This window comes from Enterocloster alcoholdehydrogenati (genome assembly GCF_013282095.1).
Classification (GTDB): domain Bacteria; phylum Bacillota; class Clostridia; order Lachnospirales; family Lachnospiraceae; genus Enterocloster; species Enterocloster alcoholdehydrogenati.
Genome location: NZ_BLTJ01000003.1, coordinates 204281 through 217761 on the forward strand (window position 1 = coordinate 204281; position 13481 = coordinate 217761).

The 13481-nt window shown below is 50.4% G+C and carries 14 protein-coding genes; 13 read left to right on the top strand and 1 reads right to left on the bottom strand.

What is annotated here, in order from left to right; genetic code table 11:
* Positions 1-560: 560 nt before the first annotated feature.
* The 5 genes from HW447_RS04990 to thiI all read left to right on the top strand — a co-directional run bounded on the left by HW447_RS04990 (position 561) and on the right by thiI (position 5595).
* The gene (locus HW447_RS04990; protein ID WP_176254223.1) at positions 561-1316 is read left to right on the top strand and encodes a sulfite exporter TauE/SafE family protein; all 756 of its coding nucleotides are present in this window, start codon (positions 561-563) and stop codon (positions 1314-1316) included.
* A 129-nt stretch (positions 1317-1445) separates the two neighbouring features.
* Positions 1446-2402 carry a 50S ribosomal protein L11 methyltransferase gene (prmA, locus tag HW447_RS04995; RefSeq protein WP_176254224.1) on the top strand — a complete coding sequence of 319 codons (957 nt, stop codon included), beginning with the start codon at positions 1446-1448 and terminating at the stop codon, positions 2400-2402.
* Positions 2403-2406: 4 nt separating this feature from the next.
* Positions 2407-3156 carry a 16S rRNA (uracil(1498)-N(3))-methyltransferase gene (locus tag HW447_RS05000; RefSeq protein ID WP_176254225.1) on the top strand — a complete coding sequence of 250 codons (750 nt, stop codon included), beginning with the start codon at positions 2407-2409 and terminating at the stop codon, positions 3154-3156.
* 13 nt (positions 3157-3169) lie between these two features.
* Positions 3170-4324 (top strand): cysteine desulfurase family protein, encoded by a 1155-nt coding sequence (locus HW447_RS05005; RefSeq protein WP_176254226.1) that lies wholly within the window; start codon positions 3170-3172, stop codon positions 4322-4324.
* A gap of 89 nt (positions 4325-4413) precedes the next feature.
* Positions 4414-5595, top strand: a complete 1182-nt coding sequence (gene thiI, locus HW447_RS05010) for a tRNA uracil 4-sulfurtransferase ThiI (protein WP_176254227.1) — start codon at positions 4414-4416, stop codon at positions 5593-5595.
* 52 nt (positions 5596-5647) lie between these two features.
* Here the strand turns inward: thiI and HW447_RS05015 are convergent, their stop codons facing one another.
* Positions 5648-5881 (bottom strand): HPr family phosphocarrier protein, encoded by a 234-nt coding sequence (locus tag HW447_RS05015; protein ID WP_176254228.1) that lies wholly within the window; start codon positions 5879-5881, stop codon positions 5648-5650.
* Positions 5882-6049: 168 nt separating this feature from the next.
* Here HW447_RS05015 and mtaB point away from each other — a divergent pair, with 168 nt between their 5' ends.
* From mtaB to HW447_RS05055, 8 genes are all read left to right on the top strand, one after another.
* Entirely contained in the window at positions 6050-7411 is a 1362-nt protein-coding gene (mtaB, locus tag HW447_RS05020; protein WP_176254229.1) for a tRNA (N(6)-L-threonylcarbamoyladenosine(37)-C(2))-methylthiotransferase MtaB, read from the top strand.
* 109 nt (positions 7412-7520) lie between these two features.
* On the top strand, positions 7521-7781 hold the full coding sequence (locus HW447_RS05025) for an IreB family regulatory phosphoprotein (protein WP_176254230.1): 261 nt from the start codon (positions 7521-7523) through the stop codon (positions 7779-7781).
* 274 nt (positions 7782-8055) lie between these two features.
* A complete protein-coding gene (ruvX, locus tag HW447_RS05030) occupies positions 8056-8526 on the top strand; it encodes a Holliday junction resolvase RuvX (RefSeq protein ID WP_176254231.1) in 471 nt (156 codons plus the stop codon).
* 1 nt (position 8527) lies between these two features.
* On the top strand, positions 8528-8806 hold the full coding sequence (locus HW447_RS05035) for a DUF1292 domain-containing protein (RefSeq protein WP_176254232.1): 279 nt from the start codon (positions 8528-8530) through the stop codon (positions 8804-8806).
* Positions 8807-8822: 16 nt separating this feature from the next.
* A complete protein-coding gene (locus tag HW447_RS05040) occupies positions 8823-10898 on the top strand; it encodes a ribonuclease J (protein ID WP_243176213.1) in 2076 nt (691 codons plus the stop codon).
* A 48-nt stretch (positions 10899-10946) separates the two neighbouring features.
* Entirely contained in the window at positions 10947-11582 is a 636-nt protein-coding gene (locus tag HW447_RS05045; protein WP_176254233.1) for an endolytic transglycosylase MltG, read from the top strand.
* Positions 11583-11584: 2 nt separating this feature from the next.
* On the top strand, positions 11585-12238 hold the full coding sequence (locus HW447_RS05050; RefSeq protein WP_176254234.1) for an O-methyltransferase: 654 nt from the start codon (positions 11585-11587) through the stop codon (positions 12236-12238).
* A gap of 9 nt (positions 12239-12247) precedes the next feature.
* On the top strand, positions 12248-13474 hold the full coding sequence (locus HW447_RS05055; protein ID WP_176254235.1) for a peptidase U32 family protein: 1227 nt from the start codon (positions 12248-12250) through the stop codon (positions 13472-13474).
* The last annotated feature ends 7 nt before the right edge of the window (positions 13475-13481 follow it).

Below are 13481 nucleotides of genomic sequence, written 5' to 3' on the forward strand. Positions count from 1 at the left end.
CCTCCCGGTTAAGTAAGATAACAACCGATCTGCCCAGGGGATAAAACCTGCGGGGACAGACTGCAGTCTGCCTGCGATGACACAGAACGCGGCATATCTGTACGATCATAGGCAATTGCAATAGTTGCATATGCAATTATTGTACATTCATCAATTAAAAAAGTCAAGGACCAGAGAAACGTATTTGCCTCTCTGGCCCCTGACGATTGGAAATATCTTTTGTAGCCTGTCCCATACAGCTTACAGCTGGTATACCGGGTTTTCTTCTTTCTGTTTTTCTTTCTATCCGCGCCGCGCCCGTTCCCGCCGGAGCGGGTATGTGTGATGGAGTGTAATGCAGTCGGAATTTCATAATCGGTTTCGTATGAATGTTTCCGGGACAGCGGGTTCAAATTTTTCTTTTGTCTCATCCGTTCATAAAGTTAATGCACAGCGGCCCTGTTTTATTGCAAAAAAAATTTGCCTCTTATTGCCAGTGCCTATTTTCTGTGATAATATATAGGTTGCTTTAGGACGGAAAGGCTGAAAATGCCGGACCGAGAGAAACGAGGACGTAAACATTGATACAGTATCTGATTGTCTGCCCGCTGGTATTTTTGGCCGGTCTGGTAGACTCCATTGCCGGCGGAGGCGGCCTGATTTCCCTGCCGGGTTATCTGATTGCAGGGGTTCCGGCCTATATGGCGCTTGGAACCAACAAGATGAGTTCTACCATTGGTACGCTGGTGTCCACGGCCCGCCTGCTGAAACATGGATATTTAAAAGGAAAAATGGTCATTGCCGGGATTTCGGCCGTTTTTGCCATGACCGGTTCCGTGCTGGGAGCCCATATTGCCCTTCGCGTACCGGATTCTGTGATCAAGCACATGATGATTGTGATTTTGCCCATTGTCGCCTACTATGTGCTCCGCAATAAAAATATGGGTGAAAATGAAAAAAACGGAACTGTCTCAAAGAGGCAGGTCGGTCTGATTTCCATAGCCGCTTCTTTTATAATCGGCGCTTATGACGGTTTTTACGGCCCTGGCACCGGTACGTTTCTTATCCTGGTGTTTACGGGAGCGGCCCGTCTGGATATGCGTACCGCCGCAGCTCAGACAAAGGTCATCAATCTGTCCTCCAACGTATCCGCTTTTGTTACCTTTATTCTTACAGGAAACGTGTGCTACACTCTGGGAGCCGCCGCCGCTGTCTGCTCCGTGGCGGGCCATTATCTGGGAGCCGGTCTGGTTGTCCATGATGGACACAGGATCGTCCGCCCCATGGTTCTTCTCGTACTGGCGATCCTGTTTATAAGGATACTCAGCGGAAACTGAGTGTGTGCAGGAGGCGTGTGCAGATTCCGGCCATTGGTAACTGTTGCTGCAGAAACTTCAAAGAAGGAGCGGCTTTCCTGCGGGAAGACAGCTGGAAGCAGCGCTCTGTTTGAACAGGAGAATATTCTTATGAAATGGAAAAAATTTACACTAACAACCACCACCGAGGCCGTAGATCTGGTCAGCAGTATGTTTGACGATATTGGCATTGAGGGCATTGAGATTGAGGATAATATCCCTCTGACGGAAAAAGAGACAAAGGGAATGTTCATCGACATCCTTCCGGAGCTTCCGCCGGACGAGGGCGTGGCAAAGGTAAGCTTTTACTTGGACGATGATGCAGATGTAGAGGAAATGCTGAGAAAGGTCAACGAGGGACTGGATGAACTGGAACTGTTTACAGACCTGGGTGCCCGTTCCATCGCTGCCTCCGAGACCGAGGATAAGGACTGGATCAATAACTGGAAGCAGTATTTTAAGCCATTTACCGTAGATAATATTCTGATTAAGCCTACCTGGGAGACCATTCCTGAGGAGCATAAGGATAAGCTGCTGGTTCAGATCGATCCCGGAACCGCTTTCGGCACCGGTATGCACGAGACGACCCAGCTGTGCATCCGTCAGCTGGAAAAGCACGTTCACAGCGAGGCCAAAATCCTGGACGTAGGTACAGGAAGCGGCATCCTGGGCATCACTGCCTTAAAGCTGGGGGCAAAGGAGGTTTGGGGAACGGATCTGGATGAGAATGCCATTACCGCCGTAGGAGAGAATCTGGAGGCTAACGGCATTTCAAATGAATGTTTCCATGTACTTCAGGGAAATATTATTGACGATCCCGCAGTCAAGGACTGGGCCGGATATGGAAAATACGACATCGCAGTGGCGAATATCCTTGCAGATGTGATTATCCTTCTCGTAAATGAGATCCCGGCCCATCTGAAAAAGGGAGGCTATTTTATTACCTCCGGCATTATCAATATGAAGGAAGAGGCAGTTAAGGCCGCTTTCGCAGCCAATGATGAGCTGGAGGTCATCGAGATTACATATCAGGGCGACTGGGTATCCGTCACAGCCAGAAAGAAGTAAGACCATGCATCATTTTTTTGCCGATCCGTCCCAGGTGGCAGAGGACACAGTCACTATCACCGGGCCGGATGTAAACCATATGAAGAATGTGCTCCGCATGAAGCCGGGAGAGGCCCTTTTGGTCAGCGATGGCACAGGAAACGATTACCAGTGTGAGATAGAACGGCTGGAAGCAGACCGGGCTGTGGTAAGGATCTGCCAGGCGTTTTGCAGTCAGATGGAACTGCCGTCCCGCATCTGGCTTTTTCAAGGTCTTCCAAAGGCCGATAAGCTGGAGTTCATCATCCAGAAGGCAGTGGAACTGGGAGCGGAGGCCGTTGTGCCGGTAGCCACGAAAAATGCGGTGGTTCGCCTGGATGAGAAAAAAGCCCAGTCAAAGCGCAAACGCTGGCAGTCCATTGCCGAAAGCGCGGCCAAGCAGTCTAAGCGCAGCCGGATTCCCAGTGTGGAGACGGTGATGTCTCTCAAAGAAGCTTTTGGATTCATAAAAGAGCAGGGCTTTGATCTGTGCCTGATCCCTTATGAACAGGCGCAGGGCATGGAAACCATGAAAGAGGCTCTGGCTCAGGTATCTTCTGGCCAGTCCATTGCTGTCTTTATCGGCCCGGAAGGCGGGTTTGATGAAAGCGAGATAAAGCTGGCCCTGGAGCATGGCGTCCGTCCTGTAAGCCTTGGAAAACGGATCCTGCGGACAGAGACAGCGGGACTTGCCATCCTTTCAGCGCTTATGATGAAGTTAGAAGGGGCATTTTAAAAGAGGAGCAGTAATGGAGATATATTTTGATAATTCAGCCACTACCAGAGCCCTGGATGGGGTAAAGGATCTGGTCGTAAAGCTTATGACAGAGGATTACGCAAATCCATCCTCCCGTCACAGAAAGGGAATGGAGGCCGAGCAGTATGTGAAGGAAGCTGCCATGCGGATCGCAAAAACCCTTAAGGTAAAGGAGAAAGAGATCATCTTTACCTCCGGGGGTACGGAGTCCAACAATATGGCTCTCATCGGTGCGGCTCTTGCAGGTCAGAGAGCTGGAAAACACATTATCAGCACTCGGATTGAACACGCCTCGGTGTATCAGCCGCTGGCTTTTTTAGAGACACTGGGCTTTGAGGTGACATACCTTCATACAGACCGCCAGGGACATATTTCTCTGGAAGAATTGGAGCAGTCCATCCGGCCGGATACCATTCTGGTATCGGTGATGTATGTCAATAATGAGATGGGAGCCATTGAACCGGTGGAGGAGATTGCCTCTCTGGTTCACCAAAAGGGAAAAAACATTATTTTCCATGTGGATGCCATTCAGGCCTATGGTAAAATGGAGATCCGGCCCAAGAAGCAGGGGATCGACCTTTTGAGTGTCAGCGGCCATAAAATCCATGGGCCAAAGGGCGTGGGCTTTCTCTATATTGATGAGAAAGTAAGGATAAAGCCGCTTCTTTATGGAGGGGGACAGCAAAGGGATCTGCGCTCCGGCACGGAAAATGTTCCCGGCATTGCGGGGCTGGGACTGGCGGCAGAGGAGATGTACCGGGATCACAAGGGGAAAGTAGCCCGGATCACGGAGCTAAAGGACTATTTTATTGACCGGGTTCAGGAGCTGGAGGGCGTAACAGTCAACAGCCTCAAGAAAAGCGCAGGTGCCCCCCAGATTGCAAGCGTAAGCTTTAAGGGCGTGCGCAGCGAGGTGCTTCTTCACGCTCTGGAGGATAAGGGGATCTATGTGTCCTCCGGCTCTGCCTGCTCCTCCAACCATCCGGCCATCAGCGGCACCTTAAGGGCCATCGGCGTGGAAAAGGACCTGCTGGATTCTACTCTCCGGTTCAGTTTCGGACTTTTTAACACAAAAGAGGAAGTAGATATCTGTATCAGCGCCTTAGAGGAGCTTCTTCCCGTGCTGCGAAAGTATTACAGAGCCTGAGAACGGGCCGTTTTGCATCCCTTTTAGGCCGCTTATTTCAGGGGTCTGGAAGGGCGGAGCGTTCAGTATTTTTTAGAAAGAGGTAAATCATGCAGTTTCAGTCATTTTTGATTAAATATGCGGAGATCGGCACCAAGGGCAAAAACCGGTATATGTTTGAGGACGCCCTGATGAAGCAGATCCGCTTTGCCCTTGGAAACGTAGACGGAAACTTTGAGGTTACAAAGGAATCCGGCCGTATCTATGTGACCGCTGACGGCGATTACGATTATGATGATGCCGTTGAGGCTTTAAAGAGGGTCTTTGGCATTGCTGATATCTGTCCTATGGTGCAGATCGATGATAAGGATTATGAGAACCTGAAAAAACAGGTAGTAGAGTATATGGACAGGATCTACCCGGATAAGAATATTACCTTTAAGGTAGTGGCAAGAAGAGGAGATAAGCAGTATCCCGTTTCTTCTGATCAGATCAACCGTGATATGGGTGAAGCCATCTTAGAGGCCTTTCCGCAGATGCGGGTGGATGTCCATGAGCCGGATGTGCTTTTGCGGGTGGAGATACGCCAGAAGGTCAACATCTTTTCCCTGATGATTCCCGGACCCGGCGGTATGCCGGTAGGAACCAACGGAAAGGCCATGCTTCTTCTCTCTGGCGGCATCGACAGCCCGGTGGCCGGCTATATGATTGCAAAGAGAGGCGTAAAGATTGACGCCGTTTATTTCCACGCTCCGCCCTATACCAGCGACCGCGCCAAGCAGAAGGTGGTGGATCTGGCAAAGCTGGTGGCAAGATACGCAGGCCCTATGGATCTCCATGTGGTGAATTTTACGGATATTCAGTTATATATCTATGAAAAATGCCCACATGAGGAGCTTACGATCATTATGCGCCGCTATATGATGCGGATCGCTCAGGCGATTGCGGAAAAGAACGGAGCCATTGGCCTGATCACCGGAGAGAGCATCGGCCAGGTGGCTTCCCAGACACTGCAGTCCCTGGCAGCCACAAACGAGGTATGCACCATGCCGGTATACCGTCCTGTGATCGGCTTTGACAAGCAGGAGATCGTGGATGTTTCTGAGAAGATCGGAACCTATGAGACTTCTATCCAGCCCTTTGAGGACTGCTGTACGATTTTTGTGGCAAAGCACCCGGTTACAAAGCCGAATCTCAATGTGATCCGCAATTCCGAGCGTCATCTGGAGGAGAAGATTGATGATATGGTTCAGACGGCCCTGGAAACGGCAGAGATTATCCGCTGCCAGTAGAAACTGGTAAAAAAATAACGCCGCCTGATTTAACAGGCGGCGCTTATTCCGATCAGTCGATGATGTAGGGAGAAAGCGTGGATAAGATAGCCTCCACATCGCTCTCTGCGTGGATATTTAAGTCGATGGGCTTGGAAAGATCCAGGCTGAAGATACCCATAATGGACTTTGCGTCGATGACGTATCTTCCGGACACCAGATCGAAGTCCACATCGAATTTTGCAAGATCATTTACAAAAGATTTTACCTTGTCAATGGAATTTAAGGAAATACGAACTGTTTTCATATTGAAGAACCCTCCTTATGGTATGTATGATCGTTCGGTTTGATTTTATACTAAAGGAGAGACTGATAAAAGTCAATAGTTAGTTTGTATGAAAAAAGAAAGAAGAAACAGACAAACTTTGAAATAGAAAAAAGAAGGCGAAAAAAGCCTGAGAAAGGAGCGGATTTTATGCCGAAAGCAGCCCTTCACAACCTGGGGTGCAAAGTAAATGCCTATGAGACAGAGGCCATGCAGCAGCAGCTTGTGGAACGGGGATATGAGATCGTTCCCTTTGATGAAAAGGCGGACGTTTATATCATCAACACCTGCTCTGTTACCAATATAGCAGACCGCAAATCGCGTCAGATGCTCCATCGGGCCAAGAAGCTGAACCCGAAGGCGGTGGTAGTAGCCGCAGGCTGTTACGTGCAGGTGGCTTCTGAGGAACTTAAAAAGGACGCCAGTGTGGATCTGATCATCGGAAACAACAGAAAGGCGGAACTGGCGGATATCTTAGATGAACGTCTGGCTCACTTAAAGGAAGAGGATGAGAAGGTCTACGTGCTGGATATCGCCCATGCCCGCGAGTATGAGCGCCTTCATCTGGAACAGCTGGGCGGCCACACCAGGGCTTTTATCAAGGTTCAGGATGGCTGCAATCAGTTCTGCAGCTACTGCATCATTCCCTATGCCAGGGGAAGAGTGCGCAGCCGCAGCAGAGAGGATGTGGCTGCAGAGGTAAAGGGCCTGGTAGCAAAGGGGTATAAGGAGGTTGTGCTTACGGGCATCCACTTAAGCTCCTACGGCATTGAGCATATGGAAGAGAACCCAGTCAGTCATGGAAACTGGAACCACAGGGAACTGCTGGCCCTGATCCGTGAGGTACACGCCATAGAGGGCCTTGAGCGGATCCGCCTGGGCTCTTTGGAACCAAGGATCATTACGGAGGAGTTTGCCGGGGCGCTGGCGGCGCTGCCGAAATTCTGCCCTCATTTTCACCTTTCTCTCCAGAGCGGCTGTGATGAGACGCTGCAGCGGATGAACCGCCACTATACCACAGAGGACTATGAAAAACGGTGCAGGATTCTGCGCAGGGCATTTGAGCATCCGGCCATTACCACGGACGTTATCGTGGGATTTCCGGGGGAGACGAAAGAGGAATTTGAGATCACGAAAAAGTATCTTGAACGGATCCGCTTCTACGAAATGCACGTGTTTAAGTACTCCAGGCGGGAAGGGACAAAGGCGGCTGTGATGAAGGATCAGGTGCCGGAACCGGTAAAGGCCCAGCGGAGCGACGCCCTGCTTTCGCTGGAGCAGGCGATGTCCAGGCAGTACAGGGAGCACTTTAAAAATGCCAGGGTAAAGGTGCTTTTTGAGGAAATCACCGTAATTGGAGAAAAGGAATACCTTACCGGCTATACGCCCCAGTATGTGCGTGCGGCTCTGCCGGCAGAGAATAAAGAGGACTGCGCCCGCCTGGCTGGAACCATCTGCGAGGTACAGACAGATGGATTTGTAACAGATGAGGTTTTGCGGGTGCATTTATAAAAGAATCCTGTACAATTTCAATAAAAAATAGTTTCCCTTAAAAATACTCTATTGCCGAATGGGAAAATATAGAGTAAAATAGAAAAGAATACTTAAAGGACGTGATGATATGGGCAATATAAGAGAAACACAATATTTTCAGGCTGTTCAGGACAAAAAGATGGAAGTGAGCGATGTGCTGGAGCAGGTGTATATTGCCCTCACTGAGAAGGGCTACAACCCCATCAACCAGATTGTGGGTTATATTATGTCCGGTGATCCAACCTACATTACCAGCCACAAGGGTGCCAGAAGCCTGATTATGAAGGTGGAGCGGGATGAGATCCTGGAAGAGCTGATGGCTGTGTATATTGATGCCCGTCTGAAATAGACGGATGAGAAGGGGATGAGGATCCTCATTCAGACAGTATGATACAGGAAGATGGGACAGCCATGTTCCTGCCGCAACGTCCATTGAGGCTTTCCGGTATGGGAAGCCTTGTGGACGTTGTATTGTATATGATGATACTGCGGGAGAAAGGACGGCAGAGAGACAGGGCCTCTTTTGGGCTGAAGCCAGACTCTGCTTCTTTTTAAACTGCTTAAAAAAGCCTGTTTCCGGCTTTGGTTTGGGAGCGGGCGTCATAGATTTGGAGGAATTGAATATGAGAATCATGGGGCTTGATTACGGCTCCAGAACCGTAGGAGTGGCAGTCTGCGATCCCCTGGGCATCACGGCTCAGACCGTGGAGACCATCACGCGCAGGGATGAGAACAAGCTGCGGCAGACCCTTGCCAGGATCGAAACGCTGGCGGCAGAGTACGGGGTAGAACGGATCGTTCTTGGGTATCCTAAGAATATGAACAATACCCTGGGAGACCGCGCGAAAAAGTCGGAAGAATTAAAGGCGGCCTTAGAGCGCAGAACGGGCCTTCCCGTGGTGCTCTGGGACGAGCGTCTTACTACAGTGGCCGCAGAGCGGGTGCTGATGGAAAGCGGCGTGCGCCGGGAACACAGAAAAGAATCCGTAGACCAGATTGCGGCGGCTATGATCCTCCAGGGGTATCTGGACCGCATGGCAATGGAGAAGAAGGACGAAAAAGAGGCTGCCGATGCAGCGGAGAGTGGAGTATAGGATGGAAGAGAGAACAGACTGCATCACCATGGTCACTGAGGATGGTGAAAATGTGGAATTTTCCGTACTGGAAGAAACCAGAATCCATGGAAAGAACTATCTTTTGGTTACAGACGCGCCAGAGGATGAGGACGGAGAGTGCTATATTTTAAAGGACGTATCCGGGGATCAGGAACCGGAGGCTTTGTATGAGTTTGTAGAGGACGACCGGGAATTAGACAGCGTTATGGGGGTTTTTGAGGCTCTGTTATCAGACGCGGACATTGAAATTGAAAAATAAGATTGGAGGAATCGAATTGAGCTTAGAAGAGAAAGAAAACGGAATGGAACAGGAAAATACAGCTTCTTTTGAGGACAGGCCCGTACAGGGGCAGGAAAATAAAACAGAAAACGGTGAGGCGCCGGCTCCTGTAAAGAAAAGGGCGCAAAACCGCCGTCCCTCCCAGCGAAGAACATCCAGACCGAAAAAGGCGGCAGAGGGAAAGGAAGAGGCTGCGCAGGCAGGGAATAAAGAAACGGCTGAGGCAAGCCTGACAGGAGAAAACGAGGGAGAGCAGACTGTAAAGAAGGAACAGCCAAAGCGTGCTCCCAGACGCCGTCCGGCAGCTTCCCGACAGGGACAGACCGGGGGAAGGAAGCAGCTTCCCGCTGCCAAATCCGCAGATGAAGGTGCTGCGGCTGCTCCAGTGCGCCGCAGTTCCCGTACAGCCAAAAAGGACGGAAAAGGCAAGCTGAAAGTGATTCCGTTAGGCGGACTGGAACAGATCGGCATGAATATTACCGCCTTTGAGTATGAGGATTCCATTATCGTGGTAGACTGCGGCCTTGCTTTCCCGGGAGACGATATGCTGGGAATCGACCTGGTGATTCCGGATGTGTCTTATCTGAAGCAGAATATTGACAAGGTAAAGGGCTTTGTGATCACCCACGGCCATGAGGATCATATCGGCGCGCTTCCCTATATTTTGCAGCAGGTCAACGTGCCTGTTTACGGAACGAAACTGACTGTGGCTCTCATTGAGCATAAGTTAAAGGAGCACAACCTCTTAAAGACAACCAAGCGCCGTGTGGTGAAGCACGGTCAGTCTGTAAACCTGGGCTGTTTCAGAGTAGAGTTTATCAAGACAAACCACAGCATCCAGGACGCTTCTGCTCTTGCAATTTTCTCGCCGGTAGGCATTGTGCTTCACACAGGCGACTTTAAGATCGACTATACCCCGGTATTCGGTGATCCCATCGATTTGCAGCGCTTTGCGGAACTGGGCAAAAAGGGCGTTCTTGCCATGATGGCAGACAGTACCAACGCTACCCGATCCGGTTTTACCATGTCTGAGCGCAGCGTGGGAAAGACCTTTGACGCCATCTTTGCCGAGCATACCAGCCGTCGGATTATCGTAGCTACCTTTGCTTCCAATGTAGACCGTGTGCAGCAGGTGGTAAATACGGCTTATAAATACGGCCGCAAGGTAGTGGTAGAGGGCCGCAGCATGGTGACCATCATTGATATTGCCAGCGAACTGGGCTATATCAATATTCCTGAGGGAACCCTTATTGATATTGACCAGCTTAAGAACTATCCGCCGGAATCTACAGTGCTGATTACCACCGGAAGCCAGGGCGAATCCATGGCAGCTCTGTCGCGTATGGCCGCAAGCATCCATAAGAAGGTTTCCATTATGCCGGGAGATGTGGTAGTATTAAGTTCTACCCCGATTCCTGGAAATGAAAAAGCCGTGGCAAATGTCATCAACGAACTTTCCTCCAAGGGGGCCAAGGTAATCTGCCAGGATACCCATGTATCCGGCCATGCCTGCCAGGAGGATCTGAAGCTGATCTACTCTCTGGTGCATCCCAAGTTTGCCATCCCGGTACACGGAGAGTTCCGCCACAGAGTAGCGCAGAAGGAGCTGGCAGAGTATATGGGCGTTGCCAAGGACAATGCCATCCTGGTAAATTCCGGCGATGTAGTGGCTCTGGATGAGGACAGCTGCCAGGTTATTGACCATGTGACCGCGGGAGGAATCCTGGTAGACGGACTGGGCGTTGGCGATGTGGGAAACATTGTTCTGCGGGATCGCCAGAACCTGGCGCAGAACGGCATTATCGTGGTAGTGCTGACACTGGAGAAACACTCCAACCAGCTGCTTTCAGGCCCAGATATCGTATCCAGAGGCTTTGTATATGTAAGAGAGTCCGAGGATCTCTTAGAGGAGGCCCACAATATAGTTGCAAACGCGGTGGAGGATTGTCTGGACCGCCGGGTGAGCGACTGGGGCAAAATCAAGAATATTATCAAGGACAGCTTAAGTGAATTTTTGTGGAAGCGCATGAAGCGCAGTCCCATGATCCTGCCGATTATCATGGAAGTATAGGACAGATAAGGGCAGCGGCCAGAAAGAAGCAGTATAAGGAGGTGCGCCATGAGCAGACGGACCAGGGAGATCAACAGGATAACCACAGCCATTATCACCATTTCCATCAAGCTGATGGTGCTGGCCCTGCTTGTCCTGCTCTTATATGAAGCGGTGGTCAGAGGCTTTGCCTTTGGCCATGAGATCTTTTATGCCGAAGCCGCTGAGGCGGCTCCCGGACGGAATATTACCTTTGTGGTAAAGGACAAAGAAACAGTGGAAAAGGTGGCTGGAGAGCTTAAGAAAAAAGGCCTGATCAAGAATGAATTTGCCTTCCAGTTTCAGAGCCGTTTTTATGATTATGGGAACATTTATCCCGGAACCTATGAGTTAAACACCTCCATGACATCTAAGGAGATCCTTCAGGAACTGAACACAGAACCGGAGGACAGGGAAGGCAACGAGGAGACATCTGTGCAGACGGGAAAGGCTTCACAGGCAAAGGACGACAGCAGTTCTGCCGCAGCCGGCACAGAAAGCAGCCAGAATCAGAAGGCCGGGGCCAATAACCAGTCTAAGCGCGCTGGCTCCGGGGAAACGGAATCTTTTGCTTCTGAGAAGAAGGGGGACAAGACAGACTCTTCGTCAGAGGCATATCAGGAGGATGAGGAGTACGGCGGCTGGATCGAGGATGCAGAGGAATAGACATGATCGTAAATGACAGAATCACAGATTACATCCAGTCCCTGGAGGTAAGCCAGGGACCGGTTTTGGAAACCATAGAACAAGAGGCCCTGGATGGATTTGTACCCATTATAAGGCGGGAGACGGCCGCTTTTTTAAGGACAATGACCGCAGCGCTGCGTCCAAAGGCCATTTTGGAGATCGGTACGGCGGTAGGCTATTCGGCCCTGCAGATGTGCCGGGTTATGCCAAAGGACTGCCGGATCACAACCATTGAAAAATACGAAAAGCGGCTGCCCATAGCCAGAGAAAACTTCAGGCGGGCGGGACAGGAGGAAAGGATCACCCTTTTAGAGGGAGATGCGGATCTTCATTTAAAGGAACTGGCGGATCAGGGCCGCCTGTTTGACCTGGTATTCATGGACGCTGCCAAGGGACAGTATCTTAACTGGCTTCCTCTGGTATTAAAGCTGATGCCAGAGGGTGGTGTGCTCATTTCTGACAATGTGCTTCAAGATGGTGATATCGTTGAATCACGGTTCGCCGTACAGCGCAGAAACCGCACCATCCACAGCCGGATGCGGGAATACCTGTATCAGCTGAAGCATACGCAGCAGCTTGAGACAGCGGTAATCCCCATTGGAGACGGCGTTACCGTCAGTACAAAGGTAAGATAGGAGAACGATATGAGAGAAACAGAACTGCTGATACCGGCAGGCAGTCTGGATGTGTTAAAGACTGCTGTAATCTATGGAGCAGATGCCGTATACATCGGCGGAGAAGTATTTGGCCTCCGGGCCAAAGCGCATAATTTTTCCAAAGAAGAAATGAAAGAAGGAATTGCCTTTGCCCATGAACGGGGGGTTAAAGTCTATGTGACTGCCAATATTCTGGCGCACAATGAGGACCTGCCGGGGGTAGAGGCTTATTTTGAAGAATTAAAAGAGGTTAAGCCGGATGCCCTGATTATCTCGGATCCCGGCATCTTCGCCATCGCGAGACGAATCCTGCCTGATATGGAGCTTCATGTAAGCACCCAGGCCAACAATACAAATTACGGCACCTATCTGTTCTGGCACCAGCTGGGAGCTAAACGGGTGGTTTCTGCAAGAGAGCTCTCTCTGGAGGAGATTCGGGAAATCCGCGCCCATATTCCAGAGGATATGGAGATTGAAAGCTTTATCCACGGAGCCATGTGCATTTCCTACTCAGGAAGATGCCTGTTAAGCAATTTCTTTACGGGCCGCGACGCCAACCAGGGCGCCTGCACGCATCCCTGCCGGTGGAAGTATTCTATTGTGGAGGAGACAAGACCAGGAGAATATATGCCTGTCTATGAAAACGAGCGTGGAACCTACATTTTCAATTCCAAGGATCTGTGCATGATAGAGCATATCCCGGAACTGATTCTTGCGGGAATCGACAGCCTTAAGATCGAAGGACGCATGAAAACGGCTCTTTATGTGGCAACCGTGGCAAGAACCTACAGGAAAGCCATCGATGACTATAAGAAGGATCCCTCCCTCTATGAGAAGAACATGGAGTGGTACAAGGAAGAAATTGGAAAATGCACATACCGTGAGTTCACCACAGGCTTTTACTATGGAAAGCCGGGAACCGATGCCCAGATCTATGACAGCAACACCTATGTAAAGAATTACACCTACCTTGGTACGGTAGAGGAGGCAGTGGGCTGCCGGATCCGAATCGAGCAGAAAAACAAATTCTTTGTAGGTGATACAATTGAAATCATGAAACCGGACGGCAGAAATGTGGAGGCTCTGGTAAAGGGCATCTGTGATACAGAGGGCAACGCTCAGGAGAGCGCACCCCATCCCAAGCAGATCCTCTGGGCAGAGCTGGATCAGCCGGCTGAGGTTTATGACATCCTGAGAAAGAAGGCGGAGCCATAAAGGCTCC